We start from the raw sequence: 22,942 nt of genomic DNA, 5'->3' as shown, positions 1-22,942 counted from the left end.
GGGGGTCCGCTGGAAAACGAACCAGTTTAACGCACCTGGAGCGCAATAGCCTGAACCTATGGCCAGGGTAGCGCTGCCGGCCGGTTTGACCGGCGCGGACCGCCCAGGTTCACTGGGCGGCGTGGGCCACCGTGGAGGGCGGCGCGGTCTGGTGCGGCCCCAGGAACAGGCGCGGGTCCAGCGGCTGCCCGGCCAGGCGCACTTCGAAGTGCAAATGCGGGCCAGTGGAACGGCCGGAGCTGCCCACGCGGGCCACTTGCTGGCCGCGTTCAACCAGCTGACCCTGCTTGACCATCAGGGAGGAAGCGTGGGCATAGCGGGTGATCAGGCCGTCGCCATGATCGATCTCGACCATGTTGCCGTAACCAGGCTGGAACTTGGACTCCAGCACCACGCCGCCCGAGGCGGCCAGGATGGGCGTGCCCGGAGGCGCGGCGAAATCCAGGCCTTCGTGCATGGCGCTGCGCCCGGTCACGGGGTTGCGGCGCCAGCCATAAGACGAACTGAGATAGGGGTAATCGGTGATGGGCATGGCGGTCGGCATGCGCGCCTGGTCCGCCGACCGCTTGGTCAGCGCCGCGTCCAACAGCTTCAGATTGTCGGACTGCTGGGCCAGCCTGGCCTGGATCTCGTCGAGCTGGCGGCCCAGCGCCTCGGCCGAGGCCGCGCTGGGCGGCGGGTGGTCGGTGAACAGATCGTCCATGACCTGGGTAGCCTCGGGCTGGGTCAGCGCCTCGGGCTGCGCCACGGCCAGCTGCTTGGCCAATTCGGGGTCTGTATAGGCCACGCCGGCCACCTTGGCCACGCGCTGGCCCAATCCGTCAATGCTCACCAGCTTGGCCTGCAGCGCCCCGACCTTGGCGGCCAGCAAATTCATGTTGCCGCGCAGGAAATCGGCATCGCGCCCGGGTTGACCCGCCAGGGGCCAGCCCACGGCATGTACGGCCGGGAGGATCGGAGTAAGGTATCGTTGTAATGCGGCGCCAAAGATGGCGGCCGTGATCAAGGCGCCCCCCAGAAACAGCGCGAGGCGCGCGCCGCCCAGGGTGAAATGCCCGTCCTGCCCGTCGCGGGCGTGCATAATCACGATTTTCAAGGTTTGCTTCCTAATTCTTAGAGCCGGGATGAATAGACCCACTTCATACCGTCAACGTTCCAGTTCCAGCCGGCGGAAAGAAGATACCGCCCTGGGATGGCTGGGTCATGACATGCGGGGCGCCGGAGTTCTGGCGACCGCCCGCAAGCACCTGCAAATTCAGTACGCGGTGGCGGCGGTTCTGCCCGCCCCGCTGGGCGCCGTATGCCAGGTGGGCAAGCTGGAAAACCAGTGCCTCCACCTGGTGGTGCCGAGTGCCGCGCATGCGGCCAAGATGCGTCAATTGGCACCGCGCATCGCGCGGTCCCTGGCAGACCAAGGCTGGAACCTTAACGAAATCGCCGTCAAGGTACAAGCGGGTTTGCCCAAGCCCGGCGCCCGTCAGCCGCGCCCTCCCAAAGAGGCGCAACCGCTGGGCAACACCGCCCTGGGCGCGTTCGAGACACTGCACGGCAACCTGCGGCCCGGCCCTCTGGCCGACGCGGTCGCCAAGCTCTTGAAGCACCACAAGAGTAGCTGAAGCCGGCAGGGTTGTCCTTGATCCGGCGCCCCCGGAAACGAAGCGAAACCAAGTTCTCGGACGGATCGATACTATGGTTTGCCGCCGGTTTGCGCCTTAAGCGCTAGGGGATGACGACCGCAGCCATCCGCCGGGAGCCGCCCAGGGAATTACCGCGAACGATCAGGAACCTAGCCGCGCACAATGATAGCGCGGGCGCAGCGGAGCCAGCTTTGCCGGTCCGCCAGCGCCGCCCCCTTGAGGGGACCCGCGCAGCGGGTAGGGGGTGGGTCTGACGCTAGGCCAGCTGCCACTCGTGGCGGAACGCCTGCGGCGCCTCCGCCTGCGATTCGTAGGTGATCAGCTCCCAGGCGTCGCGCTGCTCCAGCAGCGCGCGGGCCAGCTGATTGTTCAGGCCGTGTCCCGACTTGCACGCGACGTAGCGCGCCACCAGGGGCTTGCCCAACAGATACAGGTCGCCGATGGCGTCCAGGATCTTGTGTTTCACAAATTCGTCGTCGTAGCGCAGACCGTCGCTGTTGAGCACGCGGTACTCGTCCATGACGATGGCGTTATCCAGGCTGCCGCCGCGGGCCAGGCCCATGGAGCGCAAGGCCTCGACTTCATTGACGAAGCCGAAGGTGCGCGCGCGGGCGATTTCACGCACATACGAATGCGTGGCGAAATCGATCTCGGCGAAATTGGCCGTGGAGTCGATGGCGGGGTGGCGGAAATCGATCGAAAACGCCAGCGCATAGCCTTCGTGCGGTTCCAGCCGGGCCCATTTCTCGTTGCGGCCTTCGCCTTCGCGCACTTCCACCGGCTTCAGAACGCGAATGAATTGCTTGGGCGCGTTCTGTTCGACGATGCCTGCCGAGCGCAGCAGGTAGACAAACGTGGCCGCACTGCCGTCCATGATCGGGACTTCTTCGGCAGTGAGGTCGATATGCAGGTTGTCGATGCCCAGGCCGGCCAGCGCCGACATGAGGTGTTCCACCGTGGACACGCGGACATTGCCTTGCTGCAGCACCGATGCCATGCGCGTGTCGCCCACGCCGGTGGCCTGCGCGGGCAGGTCCACGACTTGCGGCAGGTCGACGCGGTGGAAAACGATGCCCGTATTCGGTTGTGCCGGGCGCAAGGTGAGCTCGACCCGCCGTCCGGAGTGGACGCCGACGCCTGTCGTGCGGACGAGATTCTGAATGCTGCGCTGTCGGAACATGAGACTTGGGTGTTTTGAGCCAGGAAGCCGGCAAGAAGACGAGCAGATTGCCGGCGTAACTGACGTATTGTAACTCTGTCCGATCCCTGGCGCCATTTGGCGTCCGGATCGACCGATACCTCCGTCCCTTATTGGAACCGTGCAAGGGGAACACGGACCGCTTCGCCTCCGGCCTGCCTGTGGGGACAGGCGGGCCGGAGATGAGGGAGTGCGTTTAGAGCCTGAAACAGGCTCTTAGGTTCAATCCGCCTGCTTGCGCAGGAATGCCGGGATGTCGAAATGATCCATGCCCGAGCTTTCCAGTGCACGCACCTGGGCCGACGCCTGGCTGCGCGGATTGCGCATGACAGACGGCATGTCCAGGTTGCGGTAATCGCCTTGACCGCCAGCCGGCATCGCGCCCATGGGCATGTTGTCGGTGCCGGTACGCAGCACTTCAGCGGTGTTCTGCACCAGCTGCGGACGCGCTTGCGCACGGCCCAGGCCGGTCGCAACCACGGTCACGCGCAGGTTCTCACCCATGGACTCGTCGTAGGCGGTGCCGAAGATCACGGTCGCGTCGTCCGAAGCGTAGCTGCGGATCGTTTCCATGATTTCGCGCGTTTCGCGCATCTTCAGCGAACGGCTGGCGGTGATGTTGACCAGCACGCCGCGAGCGCCGTTCAGGTCCACGCCTTCCAGCAGCGGGCAAGCGATGGCGTGCTCGGCGGCCACGCGGGCGCGGTCAGCGCCCGAAGCCGACGCCGTGCCCATCATGGCCTGGCCCTGCTCGCCCATGATCGTCTTGACGTCTTCGAAGTCGACGTTGACGTTGCCTTCGACGTTGATGATTTCGGCGATACCCGCGCAAGCGTTGTGCAGGATGTCGTCGGCGGAACGGAAGCAGTCTTCCTGCGTCGCGTCCTCGTCCATCAGTTCATAGAGGTTCTCGTTGAGCACCACGATGAGCGAATGCACATGCTTGGCCAGTTCCGAGATGCCGTCCTCAGCCATCTTCAGGCGCTTGTTGCCTTCGAAGGTGAACGGCTTGGTGACCACGCCCACGGTCAGGATGCCCAGTTCCTTGGCGACTTCGGCCACGACCGGACCTGCGCCGGTGCCGGTGCCACCGCCCATGCCGGCGGTAATGAAGACCATGTGCGCGCCATTCAGCGCGGCACGGATTTCCTCGCGCGCGGTTTCAGCCGACGCGCGTCCCTGCTCGGGCTTGGCGCCCGCGCCCAGGCCGGTGCGGCCCAGACGGATCTGCACCGGGGCGTTGGTCGCCGCCAGTGCCTGCGCATCGGTGTTGGCGCAGATGAAATCCACGCCGTGCACGCCGCTGCGAATCATGTGCGCCACGGCATTGCCGCCCGCACCGCCCACACCAACGACCTTGATAACGGTCCCTTTGGTGTTGTTCTCAAGCATCTCAAAGTTCATCATGATGACTCCCTCACAAGTCCGATTTCGCAAATCACAAAAATTCCCCAACCAACCTATGTTTTGTGAATCGCCTCAAACTCGTCGCCGGACGGGCCCGCAACGGGTTTGAAGCGCCTCCCCTCTTCTGGCCCGGCCCGCGATACCGCTGCGAACCGCACCAAGGACAGGCCCCAACCTGCCCTGTACAACTCAGTTCATGAACCATTCCTTCATGCGCGCCAGCAGGCTCTTGAAATTGCCGGTCTGGGCGGCGACCTTGCGGCCGCGCACACGCTGCATTCTTGCTTCCTGCAACAAGCCCATCACCGTCGAGAAGCGCGGATTGCGCATCACGTCGGCCAGGCTGCCTTCGTATTCGGGCACCGCCACGCGCACGGGCTTGAGGAACACGTCCTCGGCCAGTTCGATCATGCCGGGCAGTTGCGCCGAACCGCCGGTCAGGACCACGCCGGAAGCCAGCAAGTCCTCGTAGCCGGAGTCGCGCACGACCTGCTGCACCAGCGTGAACAGCTCTTCCACCCGCGGCTCGATCACGGCGCCCAACGCCTGGCGCTTGACCTGGCGCGGGCCGCGGTCGCCCAGGCCCGGCACTTCAACGGACTCATCCGGGCTGGCCAGGACCTGCTTGGCCACGCCATAGCGCAGCTTGATTTCCTCGGCATCGGGCGTGGGCGTGCGCAGCATCGCGGCGATGTCGTTGGTGATCTGGTCGCCGGCGATCGGCAGCACGGCGGTGTGGCGGATCGCGCCGCCGGTGAAGATGGCCACGTCGGTGGTGCCGCCGCCGATGTCGACCAGCACGACGCCGAGTTCCTTTTCATCGGCAGTCAGCACGGCCAGGCTGGAGGCCAGGGGCTGCAGGATCAGGTCCTGCACTTCCAGGCCGCAGCGGCGCACGCACTTCACGATGTTCTGGGCGGCGCTGACCGCGCCCGTCACGATGTGCACGCGCACTTCCAGGCGCAGGCCGCTCATGCCGATGGGTTCGCGGATGTCTTCCTGGCCGTCGACGATGAACTCCTGCGTCAGCACGTGCAGCACCTGCTGGTCGGTCGGGATGTTCACCGCCTTGGCGGTCTCGATGACGCGGGCAACGTCGGTGGCGGTGACTTCCTTGTCCTTCACGGCGACCATGCCGCTGGAATTGAAGCTGCGGATATGGCTGCCGGCAATGCCGGTGTAGACGTCGCGAATCTTGCAATCTGCCATCAGCTCGGCTTCTTCAAGCGCGCGCTGGATGGAATTCACAGTGGTCTCGATATTGACGACCACGCCCTTGCGCATGCCGCGCGATTCGTGCTGGCCGAGGCCCAGCACTTCGAATCGCCCTTCAGGCAAAATTTCAGCCACCACAGCCACCACCTTGCTGGTGCCGATATCGAGGGCGACGATAAGGTCCTTGATGTCACGGGTCATGGCGTTAGCGTTTCTTGGGAGGTTTCGGTGTGGATTTGGATTTGGTTTCCGACGGCGGCAACGGGGCCAGCGCCAGGGCGAAACCATTGGGATAGCGCAGGTCGGCCTGCGTCACGGTGCGCCCTTCCAGGCGTCCGGCAACGGCGGGCCACGCCTGCACAAAACGTTGAATGCGGGCCGCAAACGGCAAGGCGCCCGGCAGGCCATGCGGATCCGGCGCATCGGCGCCCGGATCGCGGCCCAGGTCCAGCGACATGCCATTGGACAGCACCACGCGCCAGGCGTAGCGCGGACTCAGGTCCAACTGCGTGACGTGCATGTCCAGTGGAGCGAACCAGCGCGCCAACTCGGCGTAACGCTGCACGACCAGCGACTCGGTACCCTCCGGACCGGAGAACTGCGGCAGCACCGTCTCGTCGTCCACCTCGCCCGTGTTGGCCGTGAACGCCTCGCCCCAGGTGTTGATCATCTGGTTCTCGTTCCACAGCGCCAGGGGCTGCTGTTCCTCGATCCGCACGCGCAACACATTGGGCCAGATCCGCCGCACGGTGGCGTGCCGGACCCACGGCACCGATTCGAAGATCTCGCGCGCGTCGTCCAGGTCCACCGTGAAGAAATTGCCCTTGAAGCGGCCCGCGATCGCCGATCGCACCGCCCCCGTGGACACGTAGTGCAGCTCGGTGTCCGGCATCGATTCCAGCTCGATGGCCTGCAGCGTGAAGAACGGGCGTTGCGCCACCCACACCACGCCCGCAATAAGCATGGCGCAAACCGCCAGCACGGCCAGCGTGTTGGCGATCAGGTTGGTGGTGCGAGCGTCGTTCCACACAGAGTATCCGGGTCAAGCGTTGCGGGCCGGGCTGCGCACTTTGCACGCAGCCTCGGACAAGATCGCCACGCACAGTTCGGCGTAGCTGATTCCCACCGCCTTGGCGGCCATGGGAACGAGTGAATGACTGGTCATGCCAGGCGAGGTATTCATTTCAAGCAGCCACGGCCGGTTGTCGCGGTCGAGGATGAAATCGGCGCGGCCCCAACCTTCGCAGCCCAGCGCCTGGTAAGCCTTGACCGCGATCTCGGCGACTTCCGCGGCCACTTCGGGCGGCAGCGTGGCCGGGCAGAAATACTGCGTGTCGTCGGAGAAGTACTTGTGCTCGTAGTCGTAGTTGCCGCCGGGCGCGGCGATCTCGATGACGGGCAGCGCGCGCGCGGTCTTGCCGCCGCCCAGCACCGCCACGGTCAGCTCGCGGCCGGTGATGAACTGCTCGGCCAGCACTTCGGCATCAAAACGCGCGGCCGCGGCGTAGGCTTCCTTCATGTCGGAATAGCCCACCACCTTGGTGATGCCCACCGTCGAACCTTCGTGCGGCGGCTTGATGATCAGAGGCAAGCTCAGGCGGTCCGGCACCAGGCGCAGCTCGGTGTCGGCGTCCAGCAATTCGAAGTCAGGCGTGGGCAGGCCGTGCTGCAGCCAGACGCGCTTGGTCATGGTCTTGTCCATGGCGAGCGCGGAGGCCAGCGGGCCGCTTCCGGTGTAGGGGATGCCCAGCAATTCCAGAGCGCCCTGGATGGTGCCGTCTTCGCCGTAGCGGCCGTGCAAAGCGATGAACACGCGGTCAAAGCCCTGGGCGGCCAGCTCGGACAGGCTGCGCTCGCCCGTGTCGAACAGGTGCGCGTCCACGCCGGCGCTGACCAGCGCCTGGTGCACGCCCGCGCCCGACATCAAGGACACTTCGCGCTCGGCGGAGCGACCGCCGTACAACACACCCACCTTGCCGAATTGCGTGCTCATGCCAGTTCTCCAACTTGGGCGGGGACCTTGCTGATCGAACCCGCTCCCATACAAATCACCACGTCGCCGTCGCGCACGAAATCCACGATGGCCTGCGGCAGTTCCGCCACGTCCTCGACGAACACCGGCTCAACCTTGCCGGCCACGCGCAGGGCGCGCGACAAGGCCCGGCCGTCCGCCGCGACCAGCGGCGGCTCGCCCGCGGCATAGACCTCGGTCAGCAGCACCGCGTCGGCCGTGCCCAGCACGCGCACGAAATCCTCGAAGCAGTCGCGGGTACGCGTATAGCGGTGCGGCTGGAAGGCCAGCACGATGCGACGGTCGGGCCAGGCGCCGCGCGCGGCGGCCAGCGTGGCGGCCATTTCCACCGGGTGATGGCCGTAATCGTCGATCACCGTGAAAGTGCCGCCGCCATGGCTGGCCGGCACAGGGAATTCGCCCGTCTGCGTGAAGCGGCGGCCCACCCCGCGGAAGGACGACAGCGCTTCGCAGATGGCTGCATCGGCCACGCCCAGCTCGGTCGCCACGGCGATCGCGGCCAGCGCGTTGCGCACGTTGTGCAGGCCCGGCAGGTTCAGTTCGACCTGCAGCGGCGGCAACAAGGTGTCGCGGTGCGTGCGCTGCACGTTGAAGCGCATGCGCGTGCCTTCCGGCTGCACTTCGTAGGCGCGCACCTGCGCCTCTTCGTTCAGGCCGTAGGTCGTGATGGGCCGCGACACAAAAGGCATGATCTCGCGCACATTGGCGTCGTCCGAACACAGCACCGCGCTGCCGTAGAACGGCAGGCGCTGCGTGAACTCGATAAAGGCGCTCTTCAGGCGCGCCACGTCATGCCCGTAGGTGTCCATGTGATCGGCATCGATATTGGTCACGATGGCCATCACCGGCAGCAGGTTCAGGAACGAGGCGTCGGATTCGTCGGCTTCCACCACGATGTAGTCGCCCTGCCCCAGGCGCGCATTGGCGCCGGCCGAGTTCAGGCGGCCGCCGATCACGAAGGTCGGGTCCAGGTCGCCAGCGGCGAGCACGCTGGCCACCAGGCTGGTCGTGGTCGTCTTGCCGTGCGTACCGGCGACGGCAATGCCGCGCTTCAGACGCATCAGCTCGGCCAGCATGATGGCCCGCGGCACCACCGGAATGCGCGCCGCGCGGGCGGCGATCACTTCGGGGTTGTCGCCCGCCACCGCGGTGGAGGTGACGATGGCGGCGGCGCCCGTGACGTTGCTGGCCACGTGGCCGATCGCGATCTTCATGCCCAGGCCGGCCAGGCGGCGCGTCACGGCCGACTCGTTCAGGTCGGAACCACTGATGGTGTAGCCCAGGTTGAGCAGCACCTCGGCAATGCCGCTCATACCCGAGCCGCCGATGCCTACGAAATGGATGTGTTGAATTCTGTGTTTCATGATGCGCGCCCCGCTGCTTGTTCACAGACGTCGGCGATATGGGCCGCGGCTTCGGGGCGCGCATGCGCGCGGGCCCGTTCAGCCACGGCTTGAAGTTCTTGTCGGGAGCGTAGACCCAGCCACTGCGCCAGCCATTCGGGCGTCAGGCCGGTCTGCGGCTGCAGCCAGGCGGCCTGCGCGTCGCTCAGAAAGCGCGCGTTGGCGGTCTGGTGGTCATCGATGGCATGCGGGAACGGCACGAACAAGGCCGCGACGCCCGCCGCGGCCACTTCGGACACCGTCATGGCGCCCGCACGGCAGATCAGCAGATCGGCTTCGCCCATGGCGCCCGCCATGTCATCGATGAATGCGCGGCAGTCGGCCTCCACGCCCGCCTGGGCGTAGGCCTGCTGCAACGCGGGCAAATGCTGTTCGCCGGCCTGGTGCACCACCACCGGCCGGCTTTCCTGCGGCAGACGCGCCAACGCCTGCGGCAAGGTCGTGTTCAGCGCCTGGGCGCCCAGGCTGCCGCCCACCACCAGCAGGCGCAGCGGGCCGCTGCGGCCGGCATAGCGCTGCGCGGGGTCCGGCAACGCGCACAGGTCCGCGCGCACCGGATTACCCATGGCCTCGCCCTTGGGCAGCACGCCGGGAAACCCGCTCAGTACGCGGCGGGCCATCCTGGCCAGCCACTTGTTGGCGGTGCCGGCCACGGCATTCTGTTCATGCACGACCAGCGGCGTGCCGCGCAGCGCCGCAATGACGCCGCCCGGGAAAGCCACGTAGCCGCCCATGCCCAGCACCACGTCGGGCCGCACGTCGGACAGGCGTGACCACGCTTGCCCAAAGGCGCGCAGCAGCAGGAACGGCAGCTTCAAGAGCGCCGAGGCGCCCTTGCCACGCACGCCCTGGAAGCGCAGCGGCACCAGTTCGATGCCGCGCGGCGGCACCAGCCGGCCTTCCATCTTTTCAGGATTGCCCAGCCACAGCACGCGCCAGCCGCGCTCGCGCAGCACGTCGGCCACGGCCAGGCCCGGCATGATGTGTCCGCCGGTGCCCCCAGCCATGATCAGGATGGTGCGGGAGGTCATACTCGCCCCCCACGCATCATGACGCGGTTTTCCACGTCGACCCGGATCAGCATGGCCAACGCGCACAGGTTCATCACGATGCCGGAACCGCCATAGCTCATCAGGGGCAGGGTCAGGCCCTTGGTGGGCAGCAGGCCCAGGCAGACGCCCATGTTGATGAAGGCCTGCACGCCGAACCACATCGCCACGCCATGTGCCACCAGGCCCGCGAAAGTGCGTTCCATGGCGATGGCCTGGCGGCCGATGTCGAAGCCGCGATAAACGATGATGGCAAACAGGGTGATGACCAGCATCACGCCGGCAAAGCCCAATTCTTCGCCTACCACCGCCATCAGGAAGTCGGTATGCGCTTCCGGCAGATAATGCAGTTTCTCGACGCTGGCGCCCAGGCCCACGCCCAGCCATTCGCCGCGGCCCAGGGCGATCAGCGAATGCGATAGCTGGTAAGCGCTGCCGTAGGCGTTGTCTTCGTTCCAGGGATCCAGATACGCGAACAGGCGCGCGCGGCGCCACGGCGACAGCCAGATCAGCATCAGGAAGGTGCCGACCAGCACGGCCAGCAGGCTGCTGAAGTACTTGCCGTTGATGCCGCCCAGGAACAGGATGCCGATGGCAATCGCCACGATCACCATGAAGGCGCCCAGGTCGGGTTCCAGCAGCAGCAGCATGCCGACGCCGGCCAGCGCGAATGCCATGGGCAGGAAGCCGCGGGCAAAGGCCTGCATGTGTTCCTGCTTGCGCACGGTGTAGTCGGCGGCGTAGAGCAGTGCGGCCAGCTTCATCAATTCGGAGGGCTGGAAGTTCAGCGGACCCAGCGGGATCCAGCGATGCGCGCCATTGACCTCGCGGCCGATACCGGGGATCAGCACCGCCACCAGCAGCACCATGGCCACCACGAACAGCGGCACCGCCAGGCGTTGCCACACGCGGATCGGCACGGCCAGCACCACCGCCGCGCCCACCAGGCCGGCGCTGATGAACAGGCCATGGCGGATCACGAAGTAATAGCGGCCATAGGACGCATAGCGCGGGCCGTCGGCCAGCGCGATCGACGCCGAATACACCATCAGCAGGCCAAGCAGCAGCAAGGTCGACGCCGCGATGACCAGCGGCAGATCGAAATTGCGCATGCGGGTACGGCCGGGCCGTACGGCGTTGACGCTGGCGGTGAGATCGGCGATCAAGCTCATGCGATCTCTCCACGGTCGCGGGCCAGGTCTTCGACCTCTTCCACGAACACCTGTCCGCGGTGCGGATAGTTGCGGAACATGTCCAGGCTGGCGCAGGCGGGCGACAGCAGCACGGCATCGCCGGGCTGAGCCAACTCGGCAGCGCCGCGCACGGCGTCGCGCAGGGTTTCAACCGTCACGCACTGCACGCCGGTCGACGCCAGCACACGGCCGATCTCGGGACCGTCCTGGCCAATCAGCATCACGGCGCGCGCGTGCTGCGCCACCACCGGAATCAGCGGCGAGAAATCCTGGCCCTTGCCCTGGCCGCCGGCGATCAGCACGACGGGCTGGCCCAGACCTTCCAGCGCGGCGACGGTAGCGCCCACGTTGGTGCCCTTGCTGTCGTTGATGTAGTCGACGCCGCCGATCGTGCGCACGAAGGCTGCGCGATGCGGTTCGCCCGTGTATTCGCGCAACGCGCGCAACATCGGGCCCCAGCCCAGGTCCAGGCAGCGCGCCAACTGCAGCGCAGCCAGCGCATTCAAGGCATTGTGGATGCCGCGGATGCGCAGGGCGTCCACCGGCATCAGGCGGCTCATGCGGCCCTTGGCGCGCACCGGCTCGGGCGCGTCCTTCTTGCGGCGCACCGGCGGCGCGGGTTCATCGAAATCGTTGGGTTCGCAGGCCACCAGCCACGCCACGCCCTGGCCCAGCTCCAGGCCCATGTCGCCGACCAGCTCCGGCACGTCGCGGCCGAAGCTGCGCACGTTCAGCGCGTTCAGCGTGGCAACCATGTCCACGGTGTACGGATCGTCGCGGTTGACGATGGCGACCCGGGCCATCTTCAGCAGGCGGGCCTTGGCCTGCGCGTAGGCTTCCATGCCGCCATGCCAGTCCAGATGATCCTGGGTGACGTTCAGCACGACGGCCGCGTCGGCCATCAGCGAGCGCGTGGTTTCCAGCTGGAAGCTGGACAGCTCCAGCACCCAGACCTGCGGCAGCGATTCGGCATCCAGCGCTTCCATCAGCGCGGCCAGCGCCGCGGGACTGATGTTGCCCGCCGCCACGGCCGAAAGACCGCTGGCTTCGATCAATTGGCGCGTCAGCGCGGTAACGGTGGTCTTGCCGTTGGTACCTGTCACGGTCAACAGGCGCGGCCGGTACTCGCGCGTTTCAGCCAGATCGGCCAGCGCGCGCGCAAACAATTCAATCTCGCCGACGATCTCGATGCCGCGGGCCTCGGCCTCGCGCAGCAGATCGGCCGCGGGCGCCTGGGCAGGCGCCAAGCCCGGGCTCAGCACCACTTGGCTCACGCCGTCCAGCAGCGCCGTGTCGAACGACTCGTCGCAGCCCAAGCGGTATTCCACTTCGCTTTGCGCCAGCGATTCGCGCAGCGCAGCCAGCCCGCCCGGTTCGGCGCGCGTGTCGGCCACGCGCAGGCGGGCGCCCAGGCGGGCGCACCAGCGAGCGGCGGCGACACCCGTCTCGCCCAATCCGAGGATCAGGACGAGCGGCGCGTCTGCGCGGGAGGTTTCCATCGTATTCATCGCAACTTCAGGGTAGAGAGGCCAATCAGCACCAGCATCATGCTGATGATCCAGAAACGCACGACCACCTGGGTTTCCTTCCAGCCGCCCACTTCAAAGTGATGATGCAACGGGGCCATGCGGAAAATGCGTCTACCTGTTCCATAACGTCGCTTGGTGTACTTGAACCAAGTCACTTGCATCATCACGGAAAGGGTCTCGACCACGAACACGCCGCCCATGATGAAGAGCACGATTTCCTGGCGCACGATGACCGCAATGGTGCCCAGCGCGCCCCCCAAGGCAAGCGCGCCGACGTCGCCCATGAAGACCTGGGCCGGATACGCGTTGAACCACAAAAATGCCAGCCCGGCGCCCCCGATCGCGGCGCACAGCACCATCAGTTCCGACGCGCCCGGAATGTAGGGGAACAGCAAGTACTTGGAATAGTCCACGCGACCGACTACATAGGCGAAGATGCCCAGCGCGCTGCCCACCATGACGGTAGGCATGATGGCCAGGCCATCGAGGCCGTCGGTCAGGTTCACGGCATTGCTGGTGCCGACGATGACCGCCCAGGTCAGCGCCACGAAGCCAAGCACGCCCAACGGATAGCTCACGCTCTTGAAGAACGGAACGATCAGGTCAGCGCGCGTCGGCAGCGGCATCGTGAAGCCGCTGCCCACCCAGGCCTTGAAAAGGGGCCACAGTTCGGTGTTGGCGGGCGCGGACACAGCGAAAGCCAGATACACCGCGGCCACGATGCCGATGGTGGCCTGCCAGAAGAACTTCTGGCGCGCGGGCATCCCTTCGGGATCGCGATAGACCACCTTGCGGTAGTCGTCCATCCAGCCGATCCAGCCGAAGCCGAAGGTCACCAGCAACACCACCCACACGAAGCGGTTGGTCCAGTCCGCCCACAGCAGCGTGCTGATGGCGATGGAAATGAGGATGAGCACGCCGCCCATGGTGGGGGTGCCGGTCTTGACCAGATGGGTTTCCGGACCGTAGGAGCGCACGGCCTGGCCGATCTTCATCTCGGTCAGTTTGCGGATCACGCGCGGACCCGCCACCAGGCCAATCAACAGCGCAGTCGCGCATGCCAGAACAGCGCGCAGGGTGATGTATTCGAACACCCCCAGTGCGCGCACATCGTCAGACAGCATGCGGGCGATTTCAAGCAGCATTCTGCTCTCCCTGCCCCTTGGCCGTCACACCTTCATTCGTAGAAAAAGCCGTCACTACCCGCTCCATGCGCATAAAGCGCGATCCCTTTACCAATACGCAGGACGCGCGCAGGCCGCGCATGGCGGCAACCACTTCGTCTACCGATGCGCAGGCGTGTGCGCCCACTCCGAATGCGGCCGCGGCCGCCCGGCTGGCTTCGCCTAGCGTGATGAGCGCGTCGAGCCCTTGCTCACGCGCGTAATTGCCCACCTCGACATGCATGGCGGGGCCGTTGTCCCCGACCTCGCCCATGTCGCCCAGCACCAGGACGCGCTTGCCGGCCATGCGGGCCAGCACGTCCACGGCTACGCGGACCGAGTCGGGGTTGGCATTGTAAGTGTCATCAATGAGCAACGTTCCGTCACTCATACTCTTGTGCTGCATGCGCCCCGCGACCGGGCTGAAACCAGCCAGTGCGCGCACCGCGCCGTCCAGCGGCGCCCCCGCGGCGATCGCGCTGGCAATGGCGGCCAGCGCATTGCGCAGGTTGTGCAGGCCCGGCACCGGCAGCGTCAGGTCGGCAACGCCCACCGGCGTCACCACACGGCAACGCGTGGCGTTCACGTCGGCGAGGATCTGCTCGGCGTACACGTCCAGGCCGGGCTGCAGGCCGAAACGCAGCACGCGGCGCGGCTCGGCCAGGGCATCCCAGATCGCCGAATACGGCTCGTCGCCGGGATACACGGCAACACCGTCCTCGGGCAGCGCCGCGATGGCGGCGCCGTTCTCGTGCGCCACCGCTTCCACGCTGTGCATGAATTCCTGGTGTTCGCGCTGGGCGTTGGTGACCAGCGCCACCGAGGGCGCCGCAAGGGCGGCCAGCTGCGCGATCTCGCCGGGGTGGTTCATGCCCAGTTCGAATACGGCGGCGCGGTGCTCCGGACGCAGGCGCAGCAGGGTCAGCGGCACGCCGATGTCATTGTTCAGGTTGCCGGCGGTCGCCAGGCGGCCCGTCTCGCCCTGCCACTCAGCCAGCATCGCCGAGATCATTTCCTTGGTGGTGGTCTTGCCATTGCTGCCGGTCACCGCCACCACGGGCAGCGTGAACCGCGCGCGCCACGCGGCGCCGATGCGCATCAACGCGACGCGGGTATCGCCCAGCACCAGTTGCGGCAGCTTGGCGTCGGGCACGGCATGCGCCACCACGGCCGCGCACGCGCCGCGCGCTTCGGCCTGATCCAGATAGTTATGGGCGTCGAAGTTCTCGCCCACCAGCGCCACGAACAGTTCGCCTTCGCCGATGCGGCGGGTGTCGGTCGACACGCCCTTGACCTGCGGCAACAGCAGCGCCAGCCGCGCCCACTCCCGGTCATCGAACGGCAGCTTCTCGCCCCCGATATCCTGGTAGGTTTCATGGCCCTTGCCGGCCAGCAGCACCACATCATCGGGCGCCGCGGCCCAGATGGTCTGCATGATGGCGCGTGCGCGGTCCACTTGCACGTCGGGCGTCACGTTGTCGGGAATACCCGTCAGGATCTGTTCGACGATGGCTTCGGGCGACTCGGTGCGCGGGTTGTCGCTGGACACGACCACATGGTCGGCCAAGTCCGCAGCGATGCGGCCCATCACCGGACGCTTGCCCGGATCGCGCTCGCCGCCGCAGCCGAACACGCAGATCAAGCGGCCCGATCGGGCGGTCGCAACGGCGCGCAAGGCCGCCAGCGCGCGTGACAACGCATCCGGGGTATGGGCATAGTCCACCACCACCAGCGGGCCACGGCCCGTGCTGGCCTGGGTGCTATGCGCCACCGGTTCGACAGTCTGCAGGCGGCCGTCGACGGGGTCAGTCGCCGCCAGTTCGCGCGCGATCTGCGCAAACGGCAGGCCCAGCTGATACAGCACGCCCGCAACCAGCAGCAGGTTCGATACGTTATGCGCGCCCAGCAGGCGCGTCACGATCTGCGCCTCGCCATGCGGCGACACCAGCGTGAAGATCTGCCCCTGCGCGGTAGCCTGGAGATCGCGCGCGCGCATGCCGGCGGGAATGTCCTGCGCTTCGCTCAGGCTGTAGCCCATCGCCATGCCGGCAGGCAGGTCGGCGATCAGGCGGCGGCCGGCTTCGTCGTCGGCGTTGATCACGGCGGCGGTCAGGCCCGGCCAGCGGAACAGGCGCGCCTTGGCGGCTTCGTACCGTTCCATGGTGCCGTGGTAGTCAAGATGGTCGCGCGTCAGGTTGGTGAAGGCGGCCAGCGCAACACGCACGCCGTCCATGCGGCCCTGTTCGATGCCGATGGAAGAGGCTTCCATGGCCACGGCCTTGGCACCGGCGTCGCGCATCGCGGCCAGCGTGCGGTGCACGGTCAGCACGTCGGGCGTCGTCAGGTCGCCGCCCAGCGTCTGCCCATCGGGCAACACGGCGCCCAGGGTGCCGATGGTCCCGCAGGGCTTGTCATTGCGGCTCAGCGCATGGGCAATCCATTGCACCGATGACGTCTTGCCGTTGGTGCCCGTTACCGCCACCACCGCCAGCTCGGCCGAGGGCCGGCCGTACCAGGTGTCGGCCAACTCGCCCAGCAGGCCGCGCAAGCCGGTCACCGGCAGCATTGCAGCGTGGTCCGCCACGGCCGTCACGGCCTCGTTGGCGGGAGCTTCGAACAACACTGCACTGGCGCCCAGCGCCAACGCCTTCTCTATATAGAGACGTCCGTCGCTGGACAGGCCCGGGCACGCGACGAATACATCGCCCGGCTCGATATCGCGGGAGTCCAGCTTGAGGTGCGCGGTCAACGACACACGCGAATGCAACCACGCCACGGTTTCGGCAACCGTGGCGACAGGGTTGGAGAGGAAGCCTTTGGCGCTCATCTGCCTGGCTCCTTAAGACCAGCAACAATTGTGGATTCGAAGGGTGCGTCCGGGCGCACCCCCATCAGCCGCAAGCTCCCCCCCACGATCTGGGAGAACACGGGCGCGGCGATAGCGCCGCCGTAATAGCCGCCGACCGTCGGCTCGTCGATGGACACGGCCACGACGATCTTCGGATCGGATACCGGAGCGAAGCCCACGTAAGAGCTCCGATAGCGCTGCATGCTGTACTTGCCGTCGACGATCTTGCGCGCCGTGCCGCTCTTGCCGGCGACCCGGTAGCCCTGCACCTGGGCGGCCTTGGTGCCTTCGGGGCCGGCGGCCGCTTCCAGCATGCCGCGCACCATTTCGGTGGTCTTGGGCGTGTAGATCTTGACGCTGGTGGGGTCGCTGTCGCGCTTGACCAGGGTCAGCGACACCATGTCGCCGTTACGGGCGAAAACGGTATAGGCGCGCGCCACCTGCAGCAGCGACACCGACAGGCCGTAGCCGTAGGCCATGGTGGCCTTTTCGATCAGGCGCCAGCGGTCCCACGGACGCAGGCGGCCGGGCGCCGCGCCGGGAAATCCCACCTGGGGCGCCTGCCCCAGGCCCAGTTCGGTGAAGCGGTCCCACATTTCGCGGGATTCCAGCTTCTCGGAGATCATCGTCATGCCGATGTTGCTGGACTTGCGCAGCACGCCCGCCACGTCCAGCGTGCCGTTGCGGCTCACGTCGCTGATCGTGCTGCCCTGGTACTGGAAGCGGCCGTTGCCGGTTTCGAACAGGGTCTTGGTGCTGATGCGGCCCAGGTCCAGCGCCAGCGCGGCGGTGAACGGCTTCATGATCGAACCGGGTTCGAAGGTGTCGGTGATGGCCTGGTTGCGCAGCTTGGAACCGTGGAAGGTCTCGCGCTTGTTGGGATCGAAGGTCGGCACGTTGGCCAGGGCCAGGATCTCGCCCGTGTGCACGTCCACGACCACGGCGGTCGCGCCCTTGGCCTGGTGCTTGTCCATCGCGTCCTTCAACGCCTTGAACACCAGGTACTGCAAGCGCGTGTCAATCGACAGGCGCAGGTCGCGGCCATCCACCGGCAGGGTCACGGCCTGCACGTCTTCGATCACGCGGCCGAGCCGGTCCTTGATCACGCGGCGACTGCCGGGGCGGCCGGACAACTGCTGGTTGAACGTCAGCTCAACGCCTTCCTGCCCCTGGTCCTCGACGCTGTTAAAGCCCACCACGTGAGCCATCACGTCGCCGTCCGGGTAGTAGCGGCGGGTCTCGGGCTGTTGATGTACGCCCGGCATGCCCAATTGCTTAATCTTGTCGGCCACGTCCATGGAGACCTGGCGCTTCAGGTAGACAAAGTTCTTGTCTTCGTCGACGAGGCGGTGGCGCAGGTCGGCCGGCGGCGTTTCCAGCAGCTTCGCCAGCGTATCCATCTGCGCCGGGGTGGCCTGCTTGGCGTCTTCGGGAATCGCCCAGATGGCGCGCGCCGGCACGCTGGAGGCCAGCACGGCGCCATTGCGGTCCATGATCTTGCCGCGCGTGGCGGCCAGGGTCAGCGTGCGCTCATAGCGCCGCTCGCCCTGCTGCTGCAGGAACTCGGTGGACAACCCCTGCAGGAACAGGGCGCGGCCGGCCAGCACGGTGAACCCGCCGAACAGCAGGATCAGCACCAGGCGCGCGCGCCAGGTGGGCAATTGCCCGCGCAGCACAGGGTTGTCGAAGAAAGGGACGCGTTTCATTGCGCGCCTCCGTTGGCGGAGACGGGCGGCTGGTTCATGTACAGCGTGCGGTCCGGAACGATGGAGATCATCTTCAGGCCGTCGCGTGCGATGGCATCGACCCGCGCGTTGCGGGCCAGTTCGGCGCGGTCCAGCTGCAGGCGCCGCCAATTGGTTTCGAGGTCGCGCGCCTGCGCCTGATCACGTCCCAGCTCGATGAAGAGCTGGCGCGACTGATACCGGCTGGTGACCAGGGAAATGGCCGACAGCATCAGCAAAGCCGCAACGATCAGGTTGACGCGACCCATTAGCGGCGCCCTCCCTTGCCGCGGCGCGGCGGGGGTGCCAGGTCGCTGCCCGGCAGCGAGCCGATCTTCACGAACGCAAAACCGCCCTCGGCGGGCAGCGGCGTCTCGGTACGTTCGGCAACGCGCAGGACGGCGGAACGGGCGCGGGCGTTGGCCGAGACTTCGTCGTCTTCGGCCAGCACGCGGCCCAGGGAACGCAGGACCGGTTGGGGCATTTCGCTTTCCCGCAGGGGCAGGCGCGCATGCGCGGCAGCCGGACGAGCCGCCGCCGCGATGCATTGCTTGACCATGCGGTCTTCAAGCGAATGAAAGCTGATCACCGCCAACCTCCCTCCCGGGGCGAGCAGGTCTAGAGCTGCCGCGAGGGTGCGCGCGAGCTCTTCGAGTTCCCGATTGATGTAAATCCGTAGAGCTTGAAAGGTGCGTGTGGCCGGATGCTGCCCCTTTTCGCGCGTGCGGACGGCGCTGGCGACGCACTCGGCAAGTTCGAGCGTGGTGCGCAGCGGCCTTGTTGCGCGGCGAGCAGCAATCGCCTTTGCAACCTGAAAAGCAAACCGTTCTTCGCCATAATCCGCTATGACCTCCCGCATCTCATCCACACTGGCTTGCGCCAGCCAATCCGCCACCGTGGGACCACGAGTGGTGTCCATCCGCATATCGAGCGGGCCATCTCGCATGAACGAGAAACCGCGCTCGGCATCATCGATCTGAGGCGAGGAAACGCCCAGATCCAGCATCACGCCATCGACCTTGCCGATGCCGAGCTGCTCCAATTCTTCGGCCATGGTGGCAAAGCCGCCATGCACCACAGTGACCCTCGGGTCCGCTGCCGCCAGTTGCCTGGCTACGGCGATCGCCTCCGGATCCTTGTCGAACACCACCAGCCTGGCGCTCGGCCCCAAACGGCCAAGCAATTCGCGGCTGTGCCCGCCACGCCCGAAGGTGCCGTCGACGAAGACGCCGTCTTCCGCCCGCGTAGCCGCAGCCGGCCCGGCATGCTGATGCGACCGTGCCGCACCCTTGCCGCCGAAATCGGGCAGCAATAGCGCGTCCACCGTCGGCTCCAGCAGAACGGGCCGATGTTCGAATTCCATAACTTTTTCAGAACGAAAACTGATTCAACACATCCGGCATACCCTTGGCCAGGTCCTCAGCCTCGCGGCTGGCCAGAGTAGCGGCGTCCCACAGCTCGAAGTGCGCGCCCAGACCGAGCAGCATCACATCGCGCGTCATACCGGAAGCGTTGCGCAGTTCAGGAGCGATCAAGACCCGGCCGGAGCCGTCCAGTTCCACGTCCTGAGCGTTGCCCAGCAACAGCCGCTGCAACGCGCGCGCCGTCATGGGAAAGGCGGCAATCTGCTCGCGCTTCTTTTCCCACTCCGGCCGCGGGTAGACCAGCAAGCAGCCGTCAGGGTGGCGTGTCAGGGTCAGCCGGCCATCGGCCTGCGACATGAGCGCGTCACGGTGCCGGGTCGGAATCGAGATCCGTCCCTTGGCATCCAGCGTGAGCGCGCTGCTTCCCTGAAACACCACTTTTACCCCACTTAATTGCACAATTTCCTACTATTTCCCACTCTACGGTATGGGATCGGGGCGGTCAAGCGCGTGGTTGCAATTTTTTCAATCACAACAAGGACTTAGATCAACATGTAAATCCGCAAAAAGAAAAACCTCCCAATAAATCAGGAGGTTGCGGCACTATCTAAAAGTCCTTCTTCAGAAGTGGCGGCTAACAATGGCTTTGCATTGTTTTACGGTCGGTCGTTAGCTCCGGTTGGCAAGGCTTCCAGCCGGCCCCGCCGATTGGAGCGGCCCCAAAAATGGTCCAGCCCGGCCAGCGCGACGCCGGGCTCCAGCCCGGACCCGGCTCGCGTTGAGAATGAGTTGCAAGACGGGTCTATAGGCCGGATTCTGTACACCAGGTTTCCCTGGCGGACGATCATTCCTCTGGACGGATCATTGCTGAGCCGCTCTAGCCATCTACCCGCATGCTTGGACGGGCCGCCCTACGCGGTCCGAAGACCGCACGCATGCCTATTTGATGTTGCTCCGGATAGAGGTTGCCGCGTTTCACCCTGCGATGCCGCCGCCCGTTGCCGGACGGCGCGATACGGAGATGGCCGTATCTGTGCGCGCGCTGCGCGCCCGCCCCGCAGACTCGTCTCTGTGGCCCTATTCCTCAACCGCGCCCGAAGACGCGGCCGGACGGCCGTTAGCCGTTACCCTGCCCTATGGAGTCCGGACCTTCCTCGATGGATTCGCATCCACCGCGATCGTCCGACCCGCCTTGCGGTGCGTATTCTATTACACCTGCCGGCTCCGTCCCCGCAGAGACCTCGATACCCCGCCGCGCAAACGGCGTTGCGGGGTTCCTGCGACAATACGCCTTGATCCGCTCAGACGCCGCAGACAATACCCATCACATGGCCCTTGCTACTCTCATCACCCTTACCGACATCCAGCTGGCCTATGGCCACCACCCGCTGCTGGACCATGCCGATTTCGCCATCCAGGCGGGCGAGCGCATCGGCCTCATCGGCCGCAATGGCGCCGGCAAGTCCTCGTTGCTGAGGCTGCTGGACGGCAGGACCCAGCCCGACGACGGCGACATCGCCCGCAGTTCGGGCCTGCGCGTCGCCACGGTCGAACAGGAACCCGAACTCGACGAAAACGCCACCGTCTTCGATGTGGTTTGCAATGTCGAAGGCGATCATGAAGACTGGCAGCGCCCCTCGCGCGTGCGCTCGGTGCTCGAAAAGCTCGGCCTGCCCGCCGACGTACAGATCGCGGGCCTGTCGGGCGGCACGCGCAAGCGCGTCGCGCTGGCTCGCGCCTTGGTCGACGAGCCCGATCTGCTGCTGCTGGACGAACCCACCAACCACCTGGACTTCGAAGGCATCGCCTGGCTGGAAGACATGCTGCGCGCCTGGAAAGGCGCCGCGGTCATCATCACCCACGACCGCCGCTTCCTGGATGCGGTGGCCACTCGCATCGTTGAACTCGATCGCGGGCGGTTGCTGAGCTTTCCCGGCAACTTCTCGCAGTGGCAAGAGCGCAAGGCCCAGTGGCTCGAGTCCGAGCGCCTGGAACAGGCCCGCTTCGACAAGCTGCTGGCGCAGGAAGAAGTCTGGATCCGCAAGGGCGTCGAGGCCCGCCGCACCCGCAACGAAGGCCGCGTGCGCCGCCTGGAACGGCTGCGGGTCGAACGCGCCGAGCGCCGCGAACGCGTCGGCGACGTTTCGCTCGCCCTGGCCGAAGGCCAGCGCTCCGGCAAGCTGGTCGCCGAACTCGACCATGTGAACAAAGCCTTCGGCGACAAGATCGTGGTGGACGACTATTCCACAACCATCCTGCGCGGCGACCGCATCGGTATCATCGGCCCCAACGGCGCGGGCAAGACCACCCTGCTCAAGCTGATCCTGGGCGAGATGCAGCCCGACAGCGGCACGACGCGGCTTGGCACCAACGTCGCGGTTGCGTATTTCGACCAGATGCGCGCGCAGCTGGACGAAAACGCCACGCTCGTCGACATCATCAGCCCGGGTAGCGAATGGGTGGAAATCGGCGGCGCCCGCAAGCACGTCATGAGCTACCTCGGCGACTTCCTGTTCTCGCCCGCCCGCGCCGGCTCGCCCGTGCGCAGCCTGTCCGGCGGCGAACGCGCCCGGCTGCTGCTGGCGCGCCTGTTCGCCCGTCCCGCCAACATCCTGGTGCTGGACGAACCCACCAACGACCTCGACATCGAAACGCTCGAGCTGCTGGAAGAATTGCTGCAGGAGTACCAGGGCACGGTGCTGCTGGTCAGCCATGACCGCGCCTTTCTGAACAACGTCGTCACCCAGACCATCGCCTACGAAGGCAATGGCCGCTGGCGCGATTACGTGGGCGGCTACGACGAATGGGTCGCGCAGCGGCCCGCGCCCGCAGCCCCGGCCGAAGACGCAGCTCCTGCCGCCAGGCCTGCCGATGATGCCGCCGCGCGCGCCAAGGCCGCCAAGCCCAAACCGGCCAAGTCCGCCAAGATGAACTCCTGGGAGCTGCGCGAGCTGGAAGGCCTTCCTGACGCCATCGCCGCCCTGGAAGCGCAACAGGCCGAGCTTGCCGGCAAGCTCGCCGATGGCAGCCTTTACCGCGACGCGCCCGCCGAAGTCGAACGCATCAACGGCGAACTCGCCAAGCTGGAAGGCGAACTCGAAGAGCGCTTCGCCCGCTGGGAACTGCTGGAAGCGCGCCGCGAAGGTACGCTGTAATCAGCTTGTCTCTATATACATATAG

Annotated in this window: 18 protein-coding genes and 1 other RNA gene; 2 read left to right on the top strand and 17 right to left on the bottom strand. The window is 66.3% G+C overall.

The genetic code is table 11. The features are described 5' to 3' along the window. Window positions 1-109: 109 nt before the first annotated feature. Complete coding sequence (locus ACM1PE_RS00160) at window positions 110-1,081, bottom strand: M23 family metallopeptidase (RefSeq protein WP_054457596.1); 972 nt, start codon at window positions 1,079-1,081, stop codon at window positions 110-112. A 127-nt stretch (window positions 1,082-1,208) separates the two neighbouring features. Here ACM1PE_RS00160 and ACM1PE_RS00155 point away from each other — a divergent pair, with 127 nt between their 5' ends. Next, complete coding sequence (locus tag ACM1PE_RS00155) at window positions 1,209-1,616, top strand: DciA family protein (RefSeq protein ID WP_082401228.1); 408 nt, start codon at window positions 1,209-1,211, stop codon at window positions 1,614-1,616. A gap of 277 nt (window positions 1,617-1,893) precedes the next feature. Here the strand turns inward: ACM1PE_RS00155 and lpxC are convergent, their stop codons facing one another. The 16 genes from lpxC to rnpB form a co-directional block, all read right to left on the bottom strand. After that, entirely contained in the window at window positions 1,894-2,817 is a 924-nt protein-coding gene (gene lpxC, locus ACM1PE_RS00150) for a UDP-3-O-acyl-N-acetylglucosamine deacetylase (protein ID WP_059373723.1), read from the bottom strand. 240 nt (window positions 2,818-3,057) lie between these two features. After that, window positions 3,058-4,242 carry a cell division protein FtsZ gene (gene ftsZ, locus ACM1PE_RS00145; RefSeq protein WP_054457598.1) on the bottom strand — a complete coding sequence of 395 codons (1,185 nt, stop codon included), beginning with the start codon at window positions 4,240-4,242 and terminating at the stop codon, window positions 3,058-3,060. Between the two features lie 189 nt (window positions 4,243-4,431). Further along, the gene (gene ftsA / locus ACM1PE_RS00140) at window positions 4,432-5,658 is read right to left on the bottom strand and encodes a cell division protein FtsA (protein WP_006217473.1); all 1,227 of its coding nucleotides are present in this window, start codon (window positions 5,656-5,658) and stop codon (window positions 4,432-4,434) included. Between the two features lie 4 nt (window positions 5,659-5,662). After that, a complete protein-coding gene (locus tag ACM1PE_RS00135) occupies window positions 5,663-6,487 on the bottom strand; it encodes a cell division protein FtsQ/DivIB (RefSeq protein ID WP_059373724.1) in 825 nt (274 codons plus the stop codon). A 12-nt stretch (window positions 6,488-6,499) separates the two neighbouring features. After that, entirely contained in the window at window positions 6,500-7,450 is a 951-nt protein-coding gene (locus ACM1PE_RS00130) for a D-alanine--D-alanine ligase (protein WP_059373725.1), read from the bottom strand. Further along, window positions 7,447-8,853, bottom strand: coding sequence for a UDP-N-acetylmuramate--L-alanine ligase (murC, locus tag ACM1PE_RS00125; RefSeq protein ID WP_059373726.1), 1,407 nt, complete (start codon window positions 8,851-8,853; stop codon window positions 7,447-7,449). The genes ACM1PE_RS00130 and murC overlap by 4 nt, the downstream gene beginning before the upstream one ends. Continuing rightward, a complete protein-coding gene (gene murG / locus ACM1PE_RS00120; protein ID WP_059373727.1) occupies window positions 8,850-9,923 on the bottom strand; it encodes an undecaprenyldiphospho-muramoylpentapeptide beta-N-acetylglucosaminyltransferase in 1,074 nt (357 codons plus the stop codon). Before murG ends, murC begins: the two co-directional genes overlap by 4 nt. Continuing rightward, a complete protein-coding gene (gene ftsW, locus ACM1PE_RS00115) occupies window positions 9,920-11,113 on the bottom strand; it encodes a putative lipid II flippase FtsW (RefSeq protein WP_042796415.1) in 1,194 nt (397 codons plus the stop codon). Before ftsW ends, murG begins: the two co-directional genes overlap by 4 nt. After that, window positions 11,110-12,642: a UDP-N-acetylmuramoyl-L-alanine--D-glutamate ligase gene (gene murD, locus ACM1PE_RS00110; protein ID WP_059373728.1), complete on the bottom strand. Its 1,533-nt coding sequence runs from the start codon at window positions 12,640-12,642 to the stop codon at window positions 11,110-11,112. Before murD ends, ftsW begins: the two co-directional genes overlap by 4 nt. Continuing rightward, window positions 12,639-13,808: a phospho-N-acetylmuramoyl-pentapeptide-transferase gene (gene mraY / locus ACM1PE_RS00105; protein WP_013391525.1), complete on the bottom strand. Its 1,170-nt coding sequence runs from the start codon at window positions 13,806-13,808 to the stop codon at window positions 12,639-12,641. The genes murD and mraY overlap by 4 nt, the downstream gene beginning before the upstream one ends. After that, window positions 13,798-16,653, bottom strand: a complete 2,856-nt coding sequence (gene murF / locus ACM1PE_RS00100) for a bifunctional UDP-N-acetylmuramoyl-L-alanyl-D-glutamate--2,6-diaminopimelate ligase MurE/UDP-N-acetylmuramoyl-tripeptide--D-alanyl-D-alanine ligase MurF (RefSeq protein WP_059373729.1) — start codon at window positions 16,651-16,653, stop codon at window positions 13,798-13,800. Before murF ends, mraY begins: the two co-directional genes overlap by 11 nt. Further along, window positions 16,650-18,380: a peptidoglycan D,D-transpeptidase FtsI family protein gene (locus tag ACM1PE_RS00095; RefSeq protein WP_059373730.1), complete on the bottom strand. Its 1,731-nt coding sequence runs from the start codon at window positions 18,378-18,380 to the stop codon at window positions 16,650-16,652. The genes murF and ACM1PE_RS00095 overlap by 4 nt, the downstream gene beginning before the upstream one ends. After that, window positions 18,377-18,667, bottom strand: coding sequence for a cell division protein FtsL (gene ftsL / locus ACM1PE_RS00090; RefSeq protein ID WP_059373731.1), 291 nt, complete (start codon window positions 18,665-18,667; stop codon window positions 18,377-18,379). Before ftsL ends, ACM1PE_RS00095 begins: the two co-directional genes overlap by 4 nt. After that, window positions 18,667-19,761, bottom strand: a complete 1,095-nt coding sequence (gene rsmH, locus ACM1PE_RS00085) for a 16S rRNA (cytosine(1402)-N(4))-methyltransferase RsmH (RefSeq protein WP_059373732.1) — start codon at window positions 19,759-19,761, stop codon at window positions 18,667-18,669. The genes ftsL and rsmH overlap by 1 nt, the downstream gene beginning before the upstream one ends. A gap of 7 nt (window positions 19,762-19,768) precedes the next feature. Continuing rightward, the gene (mraZ, locus tag ACM1PE_RS00080; protein WP_006226256.1) at window positions 19,769-20,197 is read right to left on the bottom strand and encodes a division/cell wall cluster transcriptional repressor MraZ; all 429 of its coding nucleotides are present in this window, start codon (window positions 20,195-20,197) and stop codon (window positions 19,769-19,771) included. A gap of 354 nt (window positions 20,198-20,551) precedes the next feature. Beyond that, an RNA gene (gene rnpB, locus ACM1PE_RS00075) (RNase P RNA component class A) lies at window positions 20,552-20,956 on the bottom strand. 134 nt (window positions 20,957-21,090) lie between these two features. Between rnpB and ACM1PE_RS00070 the strand changes: the two genes are divergently transcribed. Further along, window positions 21,091-22,917: an ATP-binding cassette domain-containing protein gene (locus ACM1PE_RS00070; protein WP_280015388.1), complete on the top strand. Its 1,827-nt coding sequence runs from the start codon at window positions 21,091-21,093 to the stop codon at window positions 22,915-22,917. The last annotated feature ends 25 nt before the right edge of the window (window positions 22,918-22,942 follow it).

This window comes from Achromobacter sp. PD1 (assembly GCF_048541815.1).
GTDB lineage: Bacteria > Pseudomonadota > Gammaproteobacteria > Burkholderiales > Burkholderiaceae_B > Achromobacter > Achromobacter bronchisepticus_A.
Note: the sequence above shows the minus strand (reverse complement) of the source record. Positions and strands in the feature narration are given on the sequence as shown.